General features: G+C 69.3%; 12 protein-coding genes and 1 tRNA gene. 9 read left to right on the top strand and 4 right to left on the bottom strand.

Translation table 11 applies throughout. The features are described from left to right. Positions 1-28: 28 nt before the first annotated feature. From ACIQCJ_RS07935 to ACIQCJ_RS07925, 3 genes are all read right to left on the bottom strand, one after another. Positions 29-5,422 carry a hypothetical protein gene (locus ACIQCJ_RS07935; protein ID WP_402710987.1) on the bottom strand — a complete coding sequence of 1,798 codons (5,394 nt, stop codon included), beginning with the start codon at positions 5,420-5,422 and terminating at the stop codon, positions 29-31. Positions 5,423-5,881: 459 nt separating this feature from the next. Next, positions 5,882-6,535, bottom strand: coding sequence for a nucleotidyl transferase AbiEii/AbiGii toxin family protein (locus ACIQCJ_RS07930; RefSeq protein WP_402710986.1), 654 nt, complete (start codon positions 6,533-6,535; stop codon positions 5,882-5,884). Positions 6,536-6,545: 10 nt separating this feature from the next. Next, complete coding sequence (locus ACIQCJ_RS07925; RefSeq protein ID WP_402710985.1) at positions 6,546-6,872, bottom strand: hypothetical protein; 327 nt, start codon at positions 6,870-6,872, stop codon at positions 6,546-6,548. A 366-nt stretch (positions 6,873-7,238) separates the two neighbouring features. Between ACIQCJ_RS07925 and ACIQCJ_RS07920 the strand changes: the two genes are divergently transcribed. After that, a complete protein-coding gene (locus ACIQCJ_RS07920) occupies positions 7,239-8,420 on the top strand; it encodes a site-specific integrase (protein ID WP_402710984.1) in 1,182 nt (393 codons plus the stop codon). A gap of 369 nt (positions 8,421-8,789) precedes the next feature. On the opposite strand, the gene ACIQCJ_RS07915 is transcribed toward ACIQCJ_RS07920, so the two are convergent. Further along, a tRNA-Arg gene (locus ACIQCJ_RS07915) sits at positions 8,790-8,861 on the bottom strand. A gap of 189 nt (positions 8,862-9,050) precedes the next feature. Here ACIQCJ_RS07915 and ACIQCJ_RS07910 point away from each other — a divergent pair. The 8 genes from ACIQCJ_RS07910 (at position 9,051) to ACIQCJ_RS07875 (ending at position 20,837) form a co-directional block, all read left to right on the top strand. Then, the gene (locus ACIQCJ_RS07910; protein ID WP_391122650.1) at positions 9,051-9,443 is read left to right on the top strand and encodes a response regulator; all 393 of its coding nucleotides are present in this window, start codon (positions 9,051-9,053) and stop codon (positions 9,441-9,443) included. Between the two features lie 306 nt (positions 9,444-9,749). Next, positions 9,750-10,736 carry an ArgS-related anticodon-binding protein NrtL gene (gene nrtL / locus ACIQCJ_RS07905; RefSeq protein WP_391161548.1) on the top strand — a complete coding sequence of 329 codons (987 nt, stop codon included), beginning with the start codon at positions 9,750-9,752 and terminating at the stop codon, positions 10,734-10,736. 100 nt (positions 10,737-10,836) lie between these two features. Beyond that, positions 10,837-12,228: a diaminopimelate decarboxylase gene (lysA, locus tag ACIQCJ_RS07900; protein WP_402710983.1), complete on the top strand. Its 1,392-nt coding sequence runs from the start codon at positions 10,837-10,839 to the stop codon at positions 12,226-12,228. Positions 12,229-12,563: 335 nt separating this feature from the next. Then, a complete protein-coding gene (locus ACIQCJ_RS07895) occupies positions 12,564-13,856 on the top strand; it encodes a homoserine dehydrogenase (protein WP_355344218.1) in 1,293 nt (430 codons plus the stop codon). Between the two features lie 8 nt (positions 13,857-13,864). Then, positions 13,865-14,971: a threonine synthase gene (thrC, locus tag ACIQCJ_RS07890; RefSeq protein ID WP_402710982.1), complete on the top strand. Its 1,107-nt coding sequence runs from the start codon at positions 13,865-13,867 to the stop codon at positions 14,969-14,971. Between the two features lie 454 nt (positions 14,972-15,425). After that, complete coding sequence (thrB, locus tag ACIQCJ_RS07885) at positions 15,426-16,349, top strand: homoserine kinase (RefSeq protein WP_355344212.1); 924 nt, start codon at positions 15,426-15,428, stop codon at positions 16,347-16,349. 341 nt (positions 16,350-16,690) lie between these two features. After that, a complete protein-coding gene (gene rho, locus ACIQCJ_RS07880) occupies positions 16,691-18,757 on the top strand; it encodes a transcription termination factor Rho (protein WP_402710981.1) in 2,067 nt (688 codons plus the stop codon). A gap of 310 nt (positions 18,758-19,067) precedes the next feature. Then, positions 19,068-20,837, top strand: a complete 1,770-nt coding sequence (locus ACIQCJ_RS07875) for a trypsin-like serine protease (RefSeq protein WP_402710980.1) — start codon at positions 19,068-19,070, stop codon at positions 20,835-20,837. Positions 20,838-21,017: the final 180 nt, after the last annotated feature.

Below are 21,017 nucleotides of genomic sequence, written 5' to 3'. Positions count from 1 at the left end.
GAGGCATCCGATTCGGCGAAGCGTGAAGTTATTCGGAATACGGTGCGAGTCGGGACACTCCAGCAACGACGAGTGCATCGACAACCCGTTGCCAGTCAGAAGTCACGCCTGCGTCGGCGGCGGCTTGGCGTAGTTCGATCAGCCATGACGTTAGTAGATAAGTGCGATTCGCCACCCGGCTGGGATTGGCGAGGACAAGGTCCGCTACCCACGGAAGGCCGGTGCGTGCCTGGACATCGGCTGGTAGGGGCTTGATGAAGCCGATGAGTTGATCCACGCACGTGGCGTGGCCCTGAGCGATGGGCAACCACTGGGCGACGGTGTCCTGCCAGGCCAGCGGCTCCCACCAGACGATGGGTTGGCCCTGAACCTCCCGGTAGAGGTAGGCGATTTCGGGCGTAGCGTTGGGCAGGAGTGACGTGAGGGCGGAGCTGTACTCACTCCGCCCTGCGAAGGGCGTGTGGCCCGAGGCTTGCAGGGCGATCACATGGGCGACCACACTGGGCCACATCCGCCGTGCGGCGGCTGCCCTGTCCGCGGACTCCTCGGCAGCGGAACACAGCGCGCACAGGAAGCTGCCGAGGAGTGTCGCGTTGTCGGCGTAGGCGTCGATGTGCTGGAAAATGAGCGCGTCCTCGCCTGTGGCCGCCACAGCAAGTAGTGCCCGTGCAGCGTTCAGGGCGTGGGTGCCGCGACTGTCCATGTCGTCCTCGGAAGAGAGCAACGAGCGGCGGTGCGCGGCGAGGAGCACGGGGAGGAGTTCGCGGGCCGGGACCGAGACGCAGGTCGACGCCGCTGCTGCCGAGCCGAGAGCCCTGATGGTCCCATCTAGGCGGTCCACGTAGATTGAGTCTGCTGCTGCGGCGGCTAGTGAGTCTGTGACGGGCTCATCGAGCGCGACGACCTTCCGTTGGCCGATCTCCGGATCCCAGTCACCGAGAGTGCAGTCGCGCATCGCCTCGACTGCCAGATGAAAGGCTGTCTCGTGATGGCAGGTGCTGTTTGCTGCTGTGCACTCAGCGCGCCAGATATGGTCAAGGCCGCGGGCGAGGTGCACACGGATCTCGTTGGCGAGGGACCGCGCCAGTTGGCCTGCCGCTGCAGTGGCTCGACGGTATGTCGTGGAGCCGTCCCTGCCGTCGATCTGGGCGCGGAGTGAAGCGGCAGCGGGCAGAAGAAGGAGGGGCAGCGCCCGTGCGGCGCTGCGGTCCGCCCCTTGTTCGAAATAGGCGTTCTCGGAGTCGAATCGGCGCGGTGATGCTGCGCCCTCCCCGATGCGCAGAAGCGTCTCGACGGCGAAGCTCATTGCATTGATGGGGAGGTCGACGCCGTCCACGATGTTGGCTGTGAGTGCCGTTGCGGCCACCGCGGCAGGTGCGTCCTGCCGGCTGTTGAGGTCGAAGTCGAACGGGTTCTCGAGAAGTTTTCGCGCTGCAGCCAGGTCCGAGACCAAGTCATCAGCACTGAGTGCTTCGCCCTTGCCGTTTTTGGGATTGACGTAGTAGCGGACGTTAAGCCGCATTGCCTCATGGGCGTGTGCCGATTCGGCGTTCCTGGCTTGCAATGCTTCGACGACGTCGTTAGGAGGCATGCTCTGGATCTCCAGGCCCCCTTCGACTTGCTGCGCCTGGTAGGTACTGCGGTCGAGGGCGCTCGCCCAGGCCCGCACAGCGGCAAGCTGTTCTTGGACAGCTGTCTCATCGATCTCGCCGAACTCTTCCTCGATCAGTCGCCTGGCCGTTGCGACGAGCCTTTGCCCGATCAGTCGCAACTCGTCCGCGCGCTGGTCGTCCGCGCCGAGTACCAGAGTCATGGCCGTTTCCCGCAGCGACCAGCGTCGGCGCTCGGGAGCTTTCTGACCGTCGGCCGCTGACCTCAAGCCGCTCGCTTCGTGGACGACGCGTGTGAACTCCAGATCCCAGACCGCCGGCTCGGTGAGATAGCTGTCCAGCAGACGGTCGGCGTTTTCCAGATGGCGAACGAGTAGGCCTACGATCAAGCCGATCATCCCGAGGTTCTCGCAGTCCTCGAGCAAGATGGCGACCAGCGTGGCCAGGGAGATGTCCGCCTCGACCAGTTGGTCGCAGACCTGCTCCAGCGCTTGCAGCGCGCTCATGCAGGGATAGGGACCGACGCCGGTCCCGCGGTACCAGAGCCAGACGTGCTCGTCTCCGACGTAGGTTCGGCGAACTCCTGCAACGTCGAGTTCTGTGCGGTAGGCGTTGAGGTCGTGATCCTCGATCCCGCCGCTGTACTGCCGGTGACCGCCTGCGAGGGTGCGTGCGCGCGCCAGTGCGGAGTGGTTGAGCATACGGTTCAGCATCGAGACGCCGTTGCGGAAGTCCGACCGGAACAACCAAAAGAAGGGACCGCGGTACCACGCCGAAAGAGGTGTGGTCACGCCGCCGAGACTGCGAGCGCGATGATGCCGGATGCCGTCCTCGTGGAATCCTGTCCCGTCCTGGTCCTCATTGAGGTAATAAGCCTCGGCTAGCTCGGCAAGGAAGCCGCGCCGATACGTTGCCAGCGCTCGGCCGGTCAGCACCTCCTCGACGGCGGGACCGACCCATGCCGGTGCATCGCGCGCAACTCGACGCAGGACAGCCTCGCCGTCCTCGCCGAGATCCGGGCCGAGCAGCGCCAACAGTTCGACCGTGAGCGCATCGGTGATCTCACGAGGGAGTTCAGCGCGCGCACGACGGCGGGCGCGCTGACGCCCGTTTCCGGTCAAGCGCAGTCGCTGTTGCTCCAGGAATGTGCGTTCGGCTTCGACTTCCTCCGGCGGCAGTGCCGCCTGCTCGTCGCTGAGCCGGCGATCGGCTGCAGCGCAGGCGGCGATTAGAAGGTCATGCAGCCTGACCCGCAGCGGATAACCGGCGGGTTTACTGGCGAGGATGACTGAGTGGAGCCAATCGCGCAGGACTTCCTGAACGTGCTTGCCTTGCTGCCAGGGTTCCTTCTCGTCGAGCAGCAGGGCGATGAGCGGCTCGACTGCGACGATCCGCACCAGACCGGCTTCGTCGTGCAACCTTTGGTCCACGAGACGAATGAGTCGCCGAAGGCCACTGCCGGGGTCCGCGCGCAGCATCGGCCATGCCTCGCGCAGCACCGGCTCGGGTGCTCCGAGCGTCAGGAGAGCTTCGCCGGGCACATCCCCCCAACGGTCCCCGTGACCTGCAACGACCAAGTCGTCGAAGGCTCGCTGCAAGCCGGCGAACCTGCCGCGAAGAGGGGCCTTCGGGGTGTCGGGGCCGGTAAGCAGTGCCTGGCACGCAAGCCGTGCAGCGCTGAGCGCCCAGCGCGGCACGCCGGCGTCAACCAATTTCGCCGTGGGGTGGCTCGCCGACAGGAAGAGCCGGGCGATCGCATACCTGCGCACCTCGTCGTGTGCGAACTGCGGGCCGATAGCGAACGGGTCGTCCGTCTCAGTGCGCAGCAGCCCGTCCTGGCGCAGTCCCGCAAGCGCTGTGGGATCGATCGCTCCCACAACCTCCAGAGCATCCCCTAGGCCGAGTTCAAGGGAGGCCAAGCGGAGAAGCGCAATGTTCCGGGCGTCCGGGGAACCGCGCTCGGGCCGCTCCGGGCGGAGCACCAGTCCCGACCACACCTGCTGCATGGCGTCGGCGTCGCTGAGGGGTGTGCTTTTCACCCCTCCCCGGACGAGCAGGTCCACGACCACGGGGCGACGCAAGAGCTCGCGTGACCGCGCGTCCGCTGCGAGGGCCGACAACTCATCGAAAACTGCAACGGTTTCGGCGACCTGGGCATCGGTCAACAACGGGATCTCGAAGCCGGCCACCTCCCCAATGCAGCGATCATTGACCGTGTCGTGGACGACTTGGTGGGCGTCGTTCGCCGTGACGGCGACAATTTTGACGTCGGCCAGACCAGCGGCGTCGATCAGGTAGAGGAGGGGTTCGAGCGTGCCCTCGACAAGCGCGTCCGCCCCGTCGATCACAAGCAGGCGACGAGGAGCGCTCAGCTCGCCGAGAAGCGCAGCGAGCGAGGTACCGAGAACGGACTCCAACGCCAAAGTGGTGGCGGGCAGATGCCGCAGGTTGATGCACGCCACCTGCAGGGAATCGGGGTCCTGCGCAGCGTCGGCGAGCGTGCGGACGACCAGGGCGCTCTTGCCTACGCCGGAGTCACCGTGCACGACGACGGCTGCCGCCTGGGATTCCACCAGTTGGAGCAGCTGACATGCCGCATCGCCCCGGTCGAGGTGCACGGTGCGACTGCCGTCCCCTGCAGTGATCTCGTCGCGCACCGAAGCGAGCGCGCGCTCGTGAAGGTGGCCCAGCGCCCGCCACCCCTGCCGGTGGCGACGCGTGGCCGAGTCGAGGAGCTGGTGCGCATCGCGCCGCAGAAGACTCAGGTCGACGGTGGCCGCCTTCGGCGGGTACTCGTTGGCCAGAGCGACGAGCCGTTCCAGCAACCGCGTAGCCCCGTAGAGATCAGTGCCGCGGGCAACAGGGATCAAAGAGTTCGTTACTGGGGCCCAGTCCAATTCGTCCGGTGTCTCGAGCCTGGGCATGAGCACGGTCAGCCGCGACAACAGCTGCCAGGTACGCAGTTCGACGAACTCCCGGCTGGGATCGGCGGTACCAAGCGTAGACAGCGCGAGTTCGACGAGTTTTTCGATGTGCGAGAGGCGTACCCGAACGTCGGAGGGGAACTTTCGGTGCGTGCGGAGGAGCCCGAAGAAGTTGGCCGCATCATTTTGTTCGACGGCCTCGGCGGCAAGTACCGCCAACTGCTCCGCGTGCTCTTGCCGACCTGCGACGACCAGAGCCGCTCGGTATTCAGGCCCGTCACTGGGCGCGTTGACGACCTCCTGTACAAACGTGCGGATGAGCTTCCTGCTCAACTCGTTGCTCTGCACAAGGTCAGGGGCGCGTCGCACGGCGATTGCGAGTACCAGGGACGGCTGCGACTCGTCAGCACGGGCTGCGTGGATGACGAGGTCGTCGACCGCGTGTTCCGGTGCTCTCTGGAAGGCCACGCTTACGACTGACCGGCTGTCGCCCAGCTCAGCCGCGCCATCGCCGAGGAGCAGATGGGCAAGGTACTGGACGGCGACCTTGCGCTCGAAGGTGACGCCGCCGCCACCAGTCGCGTACGGACTCATCCCGGCAGGAGACGGATTGTCGGTGGCGCCCACCCGGGTCTCCTCCAGCCACGCGTGCAGCGTGCCGTTGCCGGTGTTGAGACGCCATTGCTTAGCACGCCCGACCTGGCTTGAGGTGGCGAACCCGGTCTCTCGGAGCTTGTCCAGCGCCGCAGTCGCAGTGGTTGGGGACACCTCCAACGTCTTTGCCATCATCCGGCCGGACATGGGCGCGGTCGCAGCGGCCAATGCCTCCAAGGCCCTATACGCGTTCGCGCCCAGCATGCCGCGGAGTAGGTCGACGGTTGAAGTCACGCTGCCAACATAGCATCATGTCCAATCTATCTGGACACCAATATCGAATGTGCGGTTGTGAAACATTTGTTCGCCTCAGCAGTCGAGACCCTGCGTACGCCGCAGGCAGCGACTCGTCTCCGCTCCGAGCCAGCCCAGTCCAAGGCGAGCTGTACTGTCGGTCGGATCAATGCTCTCTGGTGGGTGAAGGTGGCCCGGAGCGTACGTCGCACACGGGGAACTGCTCTTCGTGCGAACCAGACCGAGGTAGGCCGAATTGCCCATGGACTTGTGGTTGCAAGAGCACAGACCCCTCGACACATCTGTTCTGCTGAGCCAAAAGCTCAGGCGGCCGGTCAGCGGTTCCTGCGGCTCCCAGAGTCAGCGCCTGGTAGAGGCCTCGGGGCCCTGGCAGTCGGATGGCTGGTCGGCGTCTGGGCGATGGGGCCGCGTTGCTTGTCCTGTGACGGCGGCAGCTCGTCAGTTGGGGCGGGCGCCGAGTTCCAGTTCGTCGGCCCATGACTCCATTGCGGAACGCAGGCGGGTGACGGCTTCGGCGTTGAGGCCGTACTTCATGTAGTCCTCGTCGTCCCAGCGTCTTGAGGCGCGCAGCGCCTGAGCGAACATGGGGCGGTCGAAGCCCGGATCGCGCTCTTCGGCCAGGCGCAGAAGGTCCTCGGCCGAGTAGCGTCCACTGGTGAGGGCAGCGTGGACGTCGACGTAGTCCCGGGCTTCCGCGCGGGAGTAGAGGGCGGAGACCTTGTTGGCGACGGCGTCGTCGGGGTGCAGGACGGGGCCGATCTCCATCATGACGGGGGGCTCGGCACGCCAGTCGTAGCCCATTTCTACCTTCGTCTGCTGACCTTCTTCATCGGTTACCAGCAGGCGGGCGAAGGAGCCGCCGGATCGCATCACCTCGACCGTCAGTCCGTCGGACGTGTAGGCGTCCCGTACTGCGCTCACAGCAGCGTCGAATCTTTGCGGATCACCCTGATTGGTGAAGAGGTCGACGTCGTCGGAGACGCGGTTGAGGATGCCGTGGGCCTGGACGGCGTATCCGCCGGCGAGTACGAAGCCGTCCCCGGCTGCGGCCGCCAGGGCGAGGCGGGTCAGACGGGCGTGGAGGTGGTCCATGCGGATCACACTATGCGGCGGCAGCGGACCTCAGCTGGGGGAATCTCTCCTGCCACAGCGATTTCGCGCGTACGGGGAGCCAGAGCGAGGGCCACAGACGCAGCAGCAATCCTTCGTCGAGGAATCCACGCAGCTCAGTGACGTCCATGGCTTCGCGGATGACTGTCTCGTAGAGGCGACGCCTGTCCTTGTCGATGGCGAGGTCGTAGCGGCTCTGCTGGGACCAGTCCAGGCTCAGGGGCAGGCTGATGATCCCGCTCGTCGGCCCGGTCAGCTCGCTGAGCGACTCGGGAACCGTGTACGGGCGGATGTCCGCGTAGCGCACCCCTGGCTGCATACAGGCAGTATGCCCCTCGCGGCTGGGGAGGGGCGGGCCTGCGGGATGCGGTCTTGTACGGCGTTGCGCTGAAACGGTCAGCTATTGGATTTTCGCCAGCAGGTCGTTCGGGGTGCCGGCCCCGGGTGAGCGGCACGCCTCCTCCGCGTCGATCGTTGAACAGGTAGAGAGGTGGCGAGCGTCATGCGGAATGAGGCAGGACGTGCCAGAAAGGTGAGTGCGGGGAAGTACCCAGGGAGGCTGGGCGCGGTGAGGCGGGGCAGAGGCACGTCGGGGAGTGTCAGGCGCGTTGCCGATGAGCTGGCGGCTGAGTTGGTGAGCGCTGTGAGGCGCGAAGCCGGCGCGGGCCGGGGCGGTGGGGCGGCCGTGGCCGAGCGTAGCAGTTCGCCTTTCGCTGGACGGAGTTGGTATGACTTCGCGCTGGAGTACATGGACGTGCGCTGGCGGCAGACCGCGGCGAAGACACGTTGTGAAGACAACGACGGACTGTGCGCCCTCACTTTGGCCATGATCAGAGGACGGACGCTGCGGCCCGACGAGGAGCTGTTGCGCCGGGCGCTGCGGCTTCGGGCGTTTGTGGTGCCGCGTCCGGAGGACCGGGAGGTGCCGGGCGACGAACGAATGGCGTTGCGCTGGGTGGCTCGGGCGACGCGGCCCGTGGACGATCTTCTGGATCCGGAAGTGGTGAAGGGGGTCATCCGGTCGCTGAGCGTTCGAGCGGATGGATCTGCGGTGCCGGGAAGCATGCAACGGCACTGCAAGAAGGCGCTGGTGAGTGCGGTCGGCTACGCGTTCGGCGGGGGCGGAACCGGTGAGGATCTGGTTCCCGAGATTCGCTGGCAGGTGCCGGCGGACGACGAGGAGGTCGATCCGCGAGTTTTGGTGAATCCGGGCCAGGCACGCTCTCTGCTGGATGCCCTGTCGTACGTGGGGCTGTACGGGCGGGCTCGGGGACGACGGCTGGTGGGGTTCTTCGCGGGGATGTACTACGCCGGTCTGCGGCCCGAGGAAGCCGTGGCCGTGAAGTACCAGGACTGCATCCTGCCGGCACAGGGCTGGGGCCGGTTCGTGCTGCACGAGACTCGTCCGCAAGCCGGTAAGAAGTACACGGACAGCGGCCTTAACCACGACGAGCGCGGTCTGAAGAGCCGGAGGCGCGGAGCGGTTCGTGTGGTGCCACTGCCGCCACAATTGGTGACGATCTGGAGGCAGAGCGTCGACACGTTCGGCACGGCGGCCGACGGAAGAATGTTCTTCACCGAGCGGGGGCGGGTGCTGGGTTCCAGCGGCTATTGCACGACCTTGCGGGACGCGCGCGTCTTGGCGCTCCCACCGGATCTGGTGGAATCGCCTCTTGTCGCTCGTGCGTACGACCTGCGGCACTCAGCGCTGTCGACGTGGCTGAACGCGGGAGTGGATCCCACCGAGGTCGCCGAGCGCGCTGGCAACACCGTCGAGACGCTGCTGCGCACCTATGCGAAGTGTCTCTACGGGCGCCAGACGGTCGCGAATGACCGCATCGACAAATTCCTGGGCGAGTACGAGTAGCGCGACCCTTCGCTGCGGCTGACGCCGTCGCACTCCGTGACGATGCAGGCTCCGTTTCCGCAGCAAGAGAGCCGAGATTTCAAGGCGCTTCAGCAGGGTCTACCGGGGCACGTCTCGCTGTGTATACGCCCTGGGCATCCTGCCTGTCCTGCCCGGCGGTCTTCCTTCCGCGTCACGAATACGCCACAGGCTGCCGAAAGTGCCCCTCGCTTGCGTGGTCGATGAACCACTCGCGTCTGAAAGTACCTGGTCAGCGGCCTGGCCGACTGTGCGTGGCGAAAAGCGCAACGGCCTCGCCGGCCGTGTGCCTTGGCAAAAATAAAAGCCCGTCAGACTTGCGTTTCCGCAGGTCAACGGGCGTTTCCGGAGTGCCCCCGGCAGGATTCGAACCTGCGCACACGGCTCCGGAGGCCGTTGCTCTATCCCCTGAGCTACGGGGGCGACGGGAAGAACATTAGCAGGTTGGGGGAGGTGGGCTGGACAGGGTTTGGGTGGGGGAGGGGAGGTGGGGGGTGCTGGGGGGAGGGGGGTTCACCCGTGGCGGGGAAGAAATGGGCAAAACGCGGACGCATCGAGAGGGGCACGCCTACTCTTCGAGGTGTGGCGGGTGCGTCCGGCCGGGTGCTTGTTGTGGATGACAACAAGGTGATCCGGCAACTGATCAGGGTCAACCTGGAGCTGGAGGGCTTCGAGGTCGTGACCGCGGCTGATGGTGCCGAGTGCCTGGAGATCGTGCACAGTGTGCGGCCGGATGTGGTGACGCTGGATGTGGTCATGCCGCGGCTGGACGGGGTACGGACGGCGGCGCGGCTGCGGGCGGACCCGGACCCGGAGACGCGGCGCGTGGGCATCGTCATGGTGAGCGCCGGGTCTCTGCCGGAGGGGACGGGCGGGGTGGACGCCTATGTCGCGAAGCCCTTCGAGCCCGCCGACCTCGTGGAGACCGTACGTGGGCTGGTCCGGCGCGGCCCCGTGCCGCCCGAGCCCCGCGGGCAGACGGCTTCCGCACCCGGTTCCGCGTAAGCCCGGTGCCTGGGCAGGGTTGGGGGACCGTACCCGAGCCCGTTCGGCAGGGGCCCGTTCGGCAGGGGCCCGTTCCGTAGGGCGAGAGTGTCGCGCCCGCCCCGCCCCCGTAACGCCGCTGCGGGCGGTGGCTCCTGCCCCCGCGTAGAGCTAGCGCCGCACCCCGCACCGGCCCGTGCGGCCCCCGCCCCGCCCCCCCCGCGTCGAAAGACGCCCCCGCCCCGCCCCCACAAAGCCGCAGGCCGCGCCCCCCCCTGGGAAAACCCGGTCGCCCCCGGGCCCACCCCCTCGCCTAGGCTTTGCCGCGTGACCCCCGCTGAGCTGTCCCGCACCGTGCTGAGTACGGTGCGCCGTGCCGTCGCGGCGGGGGAGCTGGGGGTGGAGGTGCCGGAGCGAGTCGTGGTGCAGAGGCCCCCACGGCCGGGATGCGGGGACTACGCGACGAACGTGGCGTTGCAGCTCGCGGGAGCCGCGGGGCGCCCGCCGCGACAGGTCGCGGAGATCCTCAGCAGGCGGCTCAGCGCCGAGCCCGGCATCGCGCTGGTCGAGATCGCGGGCCCCGGCTTCCTCAACATCACCCTCAACGCGTGGGCGTACGCGGACGTTGTCCGGCAGGTGCGCGCCCAGGGCCCGGAGTACGGGACCGGGGACGGCCTGGCCGGTGAGGCCGGCGGCGTGGCCGCGGACGAAGGGGCCGTACGGGCCCAGGCCGTCGCCGAGGCCGTGAACCGGCTGCTGCGCGCCGCGGGCGCCGCACCCGGAGCCGCCGAGGAACGCGTGACGGCGGCCGAACCCCAGGACGACCCCGTCGCCCGCCTCGGCCCCGACGCCGCCCGCTGGTCGCTGCTCCGGCCGCCCGCCGAGGACCCGCCCCGTACGGACGACACGTTCCTCGCGCAGCGCGAGAGCAACCCGCTCTTCCGTATCCGCTACGCCCACGCCCGCACCCGCGCGCTGCTCCGCAACGCCCATGACCTGGGCGTGGAGATCGAGAGCACGGTGGACGACCCGTACCACCACCCCGCGGAGACCGAACTGCTCGGCCTGATCGCCGACTTCCCCCGCGTCATCGAGACCGCCGCACGGCGCCGCGCGCCCGACCGGCTCGCCCGCCATCTGGAACGGCTGTCCGACGCCTTCCTCCGCTTCCACGACGAGTGCCCCGCGCTGCCGAAGGGCGACGAGAAACCCTCGGCCGTCCACGCCGCCCGGATCCGGCTCGCCGACGCCACCGGCATCGTGCTCGCCAACGGCCTCCACCTCCTCGGCATCAGCGCTCCCGACCGCGTCTGACGGCCGGAAGCCCGGCGAACGACAGCGGGCCGACGACGAGGCCGGTCCACAACCCAGCACCCCATAAAACAACCCCCGATCTGCGAAGAAAGACGACACCGTGAGCCGTTCCGCACACCCCGCCGGGCCCCGCCACGCCGATGTGCTGCCCGAGGGCCACTACGCCGCCCCGCCCGCCGACCTCAACACCCTCGACACCCGCGTCTGGTCCCGCACCGTCACCCGTAACGCCGACGGCGCCGCCGAAGTCGGCGGCCTGGACGTGCGCGCGCTCGCCGAGGAATACGGCACGCCCGCGTACATCCTCGACGAGGCGGACTTCAGGGCCCGCTGCCGCGCGTGGCGGGCGGCCTTCGGGCACGACGCGGACGTCTTCTACGCGGGCAAGGCGTTCCTGTCCCGCGCGGTCGTGAAGTGGCTGTACGAGGAGGGGCTGAATCTGGACGTCTGCTCCGGTACGGAGCTGGCGGTGGCGCTGGAGGCGGGGATGCCCGCCGAGCGGATCGCGCTGCACGGCAACAACAAGTCCACCGCGGAGATCGAGCGCGCGGTGGAGACCGGCGTCGGCCGGATCGTGCTGGACTCGTTCCAGGAGATCGTCAGGGTCGCCGCGGAGGCGGACCGGCAGGGCAAGCGGCAGCGCGTGCAGATCCGGGTGACGGTCGGCGTCGAGGCGCACACCCACGAGTTCATCGCGACCGCGCACGAGGACCAGAAGTTCGGTCTCGCGCTGGCGGGCGGGCAGGCCGCGGAGGCGGTCCGCCGGGTGCTGAAGCTGGAGAGCCTCGAACTGGTCGGCATCCACAGCCACATCGGCTCGCAGATCTTCGACATGGCCGGCTTCGAGGTGGCCGCCCGCCGTGTCGTGTCGCTGCTGGCGGAGGTACGCGACGAGCACGGCGTCGAGCTGCCCGAGATCGACCTCGGCGGCGGCCTCGGCATCGCGTACACCACCGACGACGACCCGCGCGAGCCGCAGGAGATCGCCAAGGCGCTCGGCGAGATCGTCACCCGCGAGTGCGAGGCGGCCCGGCTCGCGGTGCCCCGGCTCTCGGTCGAGCCGGGCCGCGCGATTGTCGGACCGACCGCCTTCACGCTGTACGAGGTCGGCACGATCAAGCCGCTGGACGGCCTGCGCACGTACGTCAGCGTCGACGGCGGCATGTCGGACAACATCCGCACCGCGCTCTACGACGCCGAGTACAGCGTCTCGCTGGTGTCCCGTACGAGTGACGCCGAGCCGATGCTCAGCCGGGTCGTCGGCAAGCACTGCGAGAGCGGCGACATCGTCGTCAAGGACGCCTTCCTCCCCGCCGACCTCGCGCCCGGCGACCTGCTCGCCGTACCGGCCACCGGCGCGTACTGCCGGGCCATGGCCAGCAACTACAACCACGCGCTGCGGCCCCCGGTGGTCGCGGTCACCGACGGCCGGGCGCGGGTGATCGTCCGCCGCGAGACGGAGGACGACCTGCTGCGGCTGGACGTCGGCTGACCCCGAAGGTGCCGAAAAGGCCGCGGAAAAGCCGCAGAAGAGCCGCCGAAATGCCGCCAGACGCCGCCGGGACGCCGGGAGCGCGAAGCGCCCGCGATGGTGAAGAATTCACCGTCCCCGCAAGTACGTTGAGGCGATTCGGCAGTACGAGGGCCCGCTGACGCGTAATCTCACGGGCCGAACGCGCTCGGTGACGTGAAATATCGCCGGGTGAACGGCCGGTCTCACTCACCGGACAGGGCGTGGCATCTCCCGTCCGGTGAGTGAGACTGGTTCCCATCCACGAGCTGTACGGACCCCGGGTCCGCACGGAGCTGTACGAGAGACGAGGTCGGATGATGCGTACGCGTCCGCTGAAGGTGGCGCTGCTGGGCTGTGGAGTGGTCGGCTCAGAGGTCACGCGCATCCTCACGACGCAGGGCGCCGACCTCGCCGCGCGGATCGGTGCCCCCATCGAACTGGCCGGGATCGCGGTACGCCGCCCCAACCGGGTCCGCGAGGGCGTCCCCGCCGAACTCCTCACCACGGACGCGACCGCCCTGGTCAAACGGGGCGACATCGACGTGGTCGTCGAGGTCATCGGCGGCATCGAGCCGGTCCGCACGCTGATCACCACCGCCTTCGAGCACGGCGCGTCCGTGGTCTCCGCGAACAAGGCGCTGCTCGCCGCCGACGGCGCGAAACTGCACGCCAAGGCCGCCGAGCACGGTGTCGACCTGTACTACGAGGCCGCCGTCGCCGGGGCGATCCCGCTGATCAGGCCGCTGCGCGAGTCGCTCGCGGGCGACAAGGTCAACAGGGTGCTGGGCATCGTCAACGGCACGACGAACTTCATCCTCGACAAGATGGACTCCACCGGCGCCGGGTACAGCGAGGCGCTGGACGAGGCGACCGCGCTCGGATACGCCGAGGCCGACCCGACCGCCGACGTCGAGGGCTTCGACGCCGCCGCGAAGGCCGCGATCCTCGCCGGAATCGCCTTCCACACCCGCGTGACCATCGACGACGTGCACCGCGAGGGCCTCACCGAGGTCACCGCCGCCGACATCGCGTCCGCGCGGAAGATGGGCTGCACGGTGAAGATGCTCGCCATCTGCGAGCGCCGTCCCGACGGGCGCTCGGTGACCGCGCGCGTCCACCCCGCGATGATCCCGCTCAGCCACCCGCTGGCCTCGGTGCGCGAGGCGTACAACGCGGTCTTCGTCGAGGCGGAGGCGGCCGGGCGGCTGATGTTCTACGGTCCTGGTGCGGGCGGTGCACCCACCGCCTCCGCCGTCCTCGGCGACCTGGTGGCCGCCTGCCGCAACAAGCTGGCCGAGACCACCGGCGCCGGCGAGTCCGCGTACACGCAACTGCCGGTGAGCCCGATGGGCGATGTGGTCACCCGCTACCACATCAGCCTCGACGTGGCGGACAAACCAGGCGTCCTGGCTCAGGTCGCGACGGTCTTCGCCGAGCACGACGTGTCCATCGACACGGTGCGGCAGCAGGGTAAGGACGGCGAGGCCTCCCTCGTCGTCGTCACTCACCGCGCGCTCGACTCCGCCCTCTCGGCGACGGTCGCCAGCCTGCGGAAACTCGACACCGTACGCGGCGTCGCCAGCATCATGCGTGTGGAAGGGGAGTAGGGCCCGCTATGAACAGCACCATGAACAACGGAACCGTCGACCGGCCCCGAATGTCGGGCACCCACCAGTGGCGCGGCATCATCGAGGAGTACCGGGACCGGCTGCCGGTCGCCCCGGGCGCCCCGGTGGTCACGCTGCTGGAGGGTGGCACCCCGCTGGTCCCCGCCCAGCTCCTGTCCGAGCTGACCGGCTGTGACGTCTTCCTGAAGGTCGAGGGCGCCAACCCCACCGGCTCCTTCAAGGACCGGGGCATGACCATGGCCATCTCCAAGGCCAAGGAAGAGGGCGCGCAGGCCGTCATCTGCGCCTCGACCGGCAACACCTCGGCATCGGCCGCCGCCTACGCGGTGCGCGCGGGCATGGTCTGCGCGGTGCTGGTGCCGCAGGGCAAGATCGCGCTCGGCAAGATGGGCCAGGCGCTGGTGCACGGCAGCCGCATCCTCCAGGTCGACGGCAACTTCGACGACTGCCTCGACCTGGCGCGCGGGCTGAGCGAGAAGTACCCGGTGGCGCTGGTCAATTCGGTCAACCCGGCCCGTATCGAGGGGCAGAAGACCGCCGCCTTCGAGATCGTCGACGCGCTCGGTGTCGCCCCCGACATCCACCTCCTCCCGGTCGGCAACGCGGGCAACATCACCGCGTACTGGAAGGGGTACAGCGAATACGCGGCGGACGGTGTGTCCGCCGCGCGGCCGCGGATGTGGGGCTTCCAGGCGCACGGCGCCGCGCCGATCGTCAACGGCGCGCCGGTACGTCAGCCGCAGACGATCGCCACCGCGATCCGGATCGGCAACCCCGCGTCCTGGCAGCAGGCCGAGCAGGCCCGCGACGAGTCCGGCGGCCTCATCGAGGCCGTGACCGACCGTCAGATCCTGTCCGCCTACCGGCTGCTGGCCGCGAAGGAGGGCGTCTTCGTCGAGCCCGCCTCCGCCGCCTCGGTCGCCGGGCTGCTCAAGGCCCGCGAAGAGGGCAAGGTGGATCCCGGTCAGCGGATCGTCTGCACGGTCACCGGGAACGGGCTCAAGGACCCCGGGTGGGCCGTGGAGGGTGCTCCGCAGCCGGTGATCGTGCCGGTCGATGCCGATGCTGCTGCGCAGCGGCTCGGGCTGGTCTGAGCCGGGCCGTCTCCGGGGCGGGACGCGCCCCGCCAGGGGTGCGGGGAACTGCGCGCTCAGCCACCGACGGTGGGGCGGCCTAACAACCGGCCCCAGCGGGGCAGTTGCGGCTGTTTCCGGGCTGACAGCCCGGTGGGGGCTTGTCGCGCAGTTCCTCGCGCCCCTGAAAAGATCGGCTCGCCGTCCTCGGCGGTGCGGCGCCCCGGAAAAGATCGGCTCGCCGTCATGGGGAAGCGTGCCGCAGGCACGGGGCGCACAGGGGAGGGGCGACACGCATCACGCGCTCTTCGTGCGCCCTATGTCGCAGGAGAACCTTCCTTCGATAGGCTTACCTCAGCGGCACCGCAGTGTGCCCGACTCCGGCAGTTGCCAATGGGCAGTGCCTCCCCCGCCCCGCCGCCCGGCGATGACGCCGCGCCCGCAGGGCGAACCGCACGAGGAGATTCGTCGAACGATGGCCGGTCCCGCGTTCCGCGCCGCCGCAGTACGAGTGCGCGTCCCCGCGACCAGCGCCAATCTGGGCCCCGGTTTCGACGCCTTCGGCCTGGCGCTCGGCCTGTACGACGACGTCGTGGTCCGCGTCGCCGACTCCGGCCTGCACGTGGACATCGCGGGCGAGGGCGCCGACACCCTGGCCAGGGACGAGAAGCACCTGGTCGTACGGTCGTTGCGGACCGCCTTCGACCTGCTGGGCGGTCAGCCGCGCGGCCTTGAGGTGGTGTGCGCCAACCGCATTCCGCACGGCCGCGGCCTCGGTTCGTCCTCCGCCGCCATCTGCGCGGGCATCATCGCCGCCCGCGCGGTGACGATAGGCGGCCCCGCCGTACTCGACGACATCGCGCTGCTGGAGCTGGCCACCGAGATCGAGGGCCACCCCGACAACGTCGCCGCCTGCCTGATGGGCGGCTTCACCCTGGCGTGGACCGAGGGCGGCGCGGCCCGCGCGATCCGGCTGGACCCGGCGCGCTCGCTGGTCCCCGTGGTGTTCGTGCCCGCCACCCCCCTGCTCACCGAGACCGCCCGCGGGCTGCTGCCGCGTACCGTCCCGCATGTGGACGCCGCGGCCAACGCGGGCCGGGCCGCGCTGCTGGTGGAGGCGCTCACCCGGCGCCCCGAGCTGCTGCTGCCCGCCACCGAGGACCGCCTGCACCAGGACTACCGCGGGCCCGCCATGCCCGAGAGCCTGGCGCTGGTGAACCGGCTGCGCGCCGACGGCGTACCGGCCGTGATCTCCGGTGCGGGACCCACGGTGCTGGCGCTCACCGAGGAGGGCGCCGCCGACAAGGTCACCCGGCTCGCCGGCGAGGGCTGGGCGGCCAACCGTCTGGCGCTCGACACGGCCGGAGCCAGTGTCCTGCCGCTCGCAGGGGGGCAGTGACACGATTGCCGGTCGTAGAGAGGGGGAATGTTTGTTGGATCCGGTAGTGTTAACCTCAAGCCTGCATTCGACGCCCAATGGGCGCGATGCACTGTGTCCCTTCCGTGGGACCGCTTATCTTCCGGGAGCCTCCCACACCGCATAGGCAGCAGTCCTGCGCAGTGTCGAGCACGCTCCGGAGTCGGCACCAGAACCCTTGTCGTGCCGAGCCCCGAATGTATTTCTGCCGCCGTCAGGCGGACCACCGCCCCGGCTCTGAGCAGCGGAAACGCCCAGATCCGGACAGCACGACCGGTCGCCGAGCCAGACAGGCCGACGTCCGCTCCAGGGAAGGACCCTTCGTGAGCGACACCACCGATCTGATGGGCGTGCGCGCAGAGAACTCTGTCGCCGCGTCCGATGCCGACGCGCCTGCTACCGGTGCTGCCACGGCCAGTGCCTCACGGCGACGCCGGTCCGGGACCGGTCTTGACGGCATGGTCCTGGCCGAGTTGCAGCAGCTCGCCTCCGGTCTCGGGATCAAGGGCACCGCGCGGATGCGCAAGAGCCAGTTGATCGAGACCATCAAGGAGAGGCAGGCGGGCGGCGGCGCCGCGACGGCCCAGGCCGCCGCGCCCGCGGCAGAGGCCCCCGCGGCCGAGAAGCCCAAGCGCCGCGCGACGTCGCGGGCCCGGCTGGCCGAGGCGCCCGCCGAGGCGGACGGTGCGGCCAAGGCCGCCCCCGCCAAGGCCGCCGCCACCGCGCCCGCGGAGCCCCAGCAGATCGAGATTCCCGGCCAGCCCGCCGGTGAGCAGGCCAAGTCGGCCGCGAAGGCCGAGCGTGCCGCCGAGGCCGCCGCCGACACCGCGGAGGGCAAGACCGACAGCCGTACCGAGGCCAAGGACGCCAAGGGCGACGGCAAGCAGCAGCAGAACGGCGGCGGCGCCGCCGGGTCCGGTGACGAGCGCCAGGACCGGCAGCGCGGCCAGCGCGGCGACCGCCGTGAGCGGCAGCGCGACCGCCGCGGGCGCGGCGAGGACGGCGCCGAGGGCGGCAACCGCGACGGCGGCAACCGGCAGAACCGCGACCGCGGCGACCGGGGCAACCAGCAGCAGGGCGGCGGCCAGGGCGGCCAGAACCAGCAGCAGGGCGGCCAGGGCGGCGGCGGCAACGCGCAGGACGACGACGAGTTCGGCGACGGTCGCGGCCGTCGGCGCGGGCGCTACCGCGACCGCCGCGGGCGGGGCAACCGCCGTGACGAGTTCGGCGGCGGCGAGGTCCAGGTCTCCGACGACGACGTGCTGATCCCCGTCGCGGGCATCCTGGACATCCTCGACAACTACGCCTTCATCCGGACCTCCGGCTACCTGCCGGGTCCCAATGACGTGTACGTCTCGCTCGCCCAGGTCCGCAAGAACGGCCTGCGCAAGGGCGACCACGTCACCGGCGCCGTGCGGCAGCCCAAGGACGGCGAGCGCCGCGAGAAGTTCAACGCGCTGGTCCGGCTGGACTCCGCGAACGGGATGGGCGCCGACTCCGGCCGCGGCCGTCCGGAGTTCAACAAGCTCACGCCGCTGTACCCGCAGGACCGGCTCCGTCTGGAGACCGACCCGGGCGTGCTGACCACCCGGATCATCGACCTCGTGTCGCCGATCGGCAAGGGCCAGCGCGGTCTGATCGTGGCCCCGCCGAAGACCGGTAAGACCATGATCATGCAGGCCATCGCCAACGCGATCACCACGAACAACCCCGAGTGCCACCTGATGGTCGTCCTGGTCGACGAGCGTCCCGAAGAGGTCACCGACATGCAGCGGTCGGTGAAGGGCGAGGTCATCTCCTCGACCTTCGACCGCCCCGCCGAGGACCACACCACGGTCGCCGAGCTGGCCATCGAGCGGGCCAAGCGGCTCGTGGAGCTGGGCCACGACGTGGTCGTGCTGCTCGACTCCATCACCCGTCTGGGCCGCGCGTACAACCTGGCGGCGCCCGCTTCCGGCCGCATCCTGTCCGGTGGTGTCGACTCGACCGCGCTCTACCCGCCGAAGCGGTTCTTCGGCGCGGCGCGCAACATCGAGGACGGCGGCTCGCTGACCATCCTGGCCACCGCGCTGGTCGAGACCGGCTCGCGGATGGACGAGGTGATCTTCGAGGAGTTCAAGGGCACCGGCAACATGGAGCTCAAGCTCGACCGCAAGCTCGCGGACAAGCGGATCTTCCCCGCGGTGGACGTCGACCCGTCCGGTACCCGTAAGGAAGAGATCCTGCTGGACCGGGACGAGTTGGCGATCGTCTGGAAGCTCCGCCGCGTTCTGCACGCGCTCGACTCCCAGCAGGCGATCGAGCTGCTGCTGGACAAGATGAAGCAGACGAAGTCCAACGCGGAGTTCCTGATGCAGATCGCGAAGACGACGCCGGGCAACAACGACTGACCTTCCGGTCAGGACAGACGAGAAACAGCTCGGCCCGCCGGTTTCCCGGCGGGCCGAGCTGTTTCTTTGCTCAAACATGTGTTCCCGGCTACCGGTGAGGGTGGTCCGGGCCAAGCTGGCAGTCATATGATCTGCCAGTCGCAGGTGGGGGGAACCATCTTCGGACGTCCGACCCGGCCGCAGGGCTGTGCTTCAGCCTGCCCGCGCCCCTTTTCGCCGACGTCCGGTCAGCTACTCGCTCCTGTGCACATCTCCCGTGCGGCCACCGCCCGTTGGCGGCCGTCGCGCATTTCTACGACAGGAGTTCTGAGTGTTCTCTGCCCATGAGGGCCGGGGGCGCTGGCGGCGCAGCCGTACAGCGGTCCTCGCAGCCACGGTCGCCGCGGGCGCCGTGAGTCTGTTCCTGGCGACGCCGGCCCAGGCCGGCGACCCGCAGCCGCCCGTTCTCCACCCGGCCGGGCACCCCAGTGCGCCGTCCCAGGCGGAACTGCGCGCCCGCGTCGCGGGCGCGGTGGCGGCGGACGACGGCCCGTCCCGCACCAAGCTCTCCGCCAGCCCGCACACGGTCGACCCGAAGATCATCGGCGGCACCACCACGACGATCTCCAGCGCGCCGTGGATGGTCCAGCTCTGGTACTTCGACGACAAGGGCACCGACTCGACGAAGGACGACGACAGCTTCTTCTGCGGCGGCACCGTGGTGTCCCCGTCGAAGATCCTGACCGCCGCCCACTGCGTCGCGGGCCTCAACTGGAATCTGCACGGTGTCGTCATCGGCGGCACCGACCAGCTCCCCACCGACAGCGCCGACGGCACCACCACGGATCTGCACGGCGGTACCGCCACCGGCGTGTGGCGGCAGTGGAGCAACCCGACGTACGACAACCCCGAGTACGACAACGACGTGGCCGTACTGACGCTCGACGTCCCCACGACGGCCAAGCCGCTGCCGATCACCACGGCGACCGACAGCGCCTCGTACGTCACCGGCACCCAGGGAACCGTCTACGGCTGGGGGCGCACCAGCTCCGGCAGCCCGGACCCCTCGCAGACGCTGCGGAAGGCGACCCTGCCGGTCGCCGCGAACACCGCGTGCACAACGGTGTACGGGTCGAGATTCGTCGCGGGCCACATGGTCTGCGCGGGAGCGCCCGCTTCCGGCGCGGACGCCGGGACCACCGCGAGCTGCAACGGTGACTCGGGCGGTCCGCTCGTGGTCGCCGGGAAGCTGGTCGGCGTCGTCTCGTGGGGCACCACGGACTGTGTCGCGCAGGGCACGTACAGCGTCTTCAGCCGGGTCAGCGCCTACGTCGGCGCCGTCAACCCCCGGATCGACGACGCGAATCTCAGCCTGGACGACAAGGCCGACCTGGTCGCCGTGACACCGGCCGGATCGGCGTACGAGTACGTGTCGACCGGCGGCGCCTTCGCCCCGAAGGCGTCGATGGGCGACTTCAGCGGACTGAACCTGGTCCGTCAGAGCGACCTGGACCGGAACGACTACCAGGACCTGGTCGTCCGCACCACGGACGGCCGGCTGTTCTGGCTGGACGGATACAGCGGTAACAACGTGCTGATCGGTCCGGGCTGGAACGTCATGAAGTCGATCATCACGCCGGGTGACGTCAACGGCGACGGTCTGCCGGACGTGGTCGCCACCGACACCAGCGGGAACTCGTGGCTCTACCCCGGCAACGGCAAGGGCGCCCTCGGCGTCCGCGCCAAGATCGGCGGCGGCTGGGACATCTTCAACGGCCAGATCTACGGCAAGGGCGATCTGACCGGCGACGGCCGTCCCGACATCATCGCGCGGGACAGCGCGGGCGCCCTGTGGCTCTACAAGGGCACGGGCCTCGCGTCCGGGCCCTGGGCGGCCCGTACGAAGATCGGGACCGGCTGGAACGCGTACAACGCCTTCGCGGCCGTCGGTGACATCACCGGCGACGGCAAGGCCGACCTGGTCGCCCGGGACGCCTCGGGCACGCTGTGGCTGTACAAGGGCACGGGCTCCGCGTCCGGCCCCTACGCGGCCAAGGTCAAGATCGGGACCGGCTGGAACGCGTACAACCTGTTCGGCTGAGTTTCACGCAGGGTGATCAAAAGAGCGCCCGCGTACCCCCTGACCTGGGGGTACGCGGGCGCTCGCACGTCTTCTCCCGGTCTCCCCGGATGCCGGGAAGGGGAACCTCGGCGGAGGATGGAGCGTCTGACACTTCGGGACGAATGCCTGCGAAGCCCACGAAGCCCACGGGGACCGTGA

Origin of the sequence: Streptomyces sp. NPDC093221 (genome assembly GCF_044753885.1) — a bacterium.
Lineage (GTDB): Bacteria > Actinomycetota > Actinomycetes > Streptomycetales > Streptomycetaceae > Actinacidiphila.
This window is presented reverse-complemented; position numbering and strand designations above follow the sequence as displayed.

Coding starts and splice junctions, on each gene's coding strand:
- ACIQCJ_RS07930 (WP_402710986.1), bottom strand. CDS start 6,535: ATGGACCACCTCCACGCCCGTCTGACCCGCCTCGCCCTGGCGGCCGCA.
- ACIQCJ_RS07925 (WP_402710985.1), bottom strand. CDS start 6,872: ATGCAGCCAGGGGTGCGCTACGCGGACATCCGCCCGTACACGGTTCCC.
- ACIQCJ_RS07895 (WP_355344218.1), top strand. CDS start 12,564: ATGATGCGTACGCGTCCGCTGAAGGTGGCGCTGCTGGGCTGTGGAGTG.
- thrC (WP_402710982.1), top strand. CDS start 13,865: ATGAACAGCACCATGAACAACGGAACCGTCGACCGGCCCCGAATGTCG.
- thrB (WP_355344212.1), top strand. CDS start 15,426: ATGGCCGGTCCCGCGTTCCGCGCCGCCGCAGTACGAGTGCGCGTCCCC.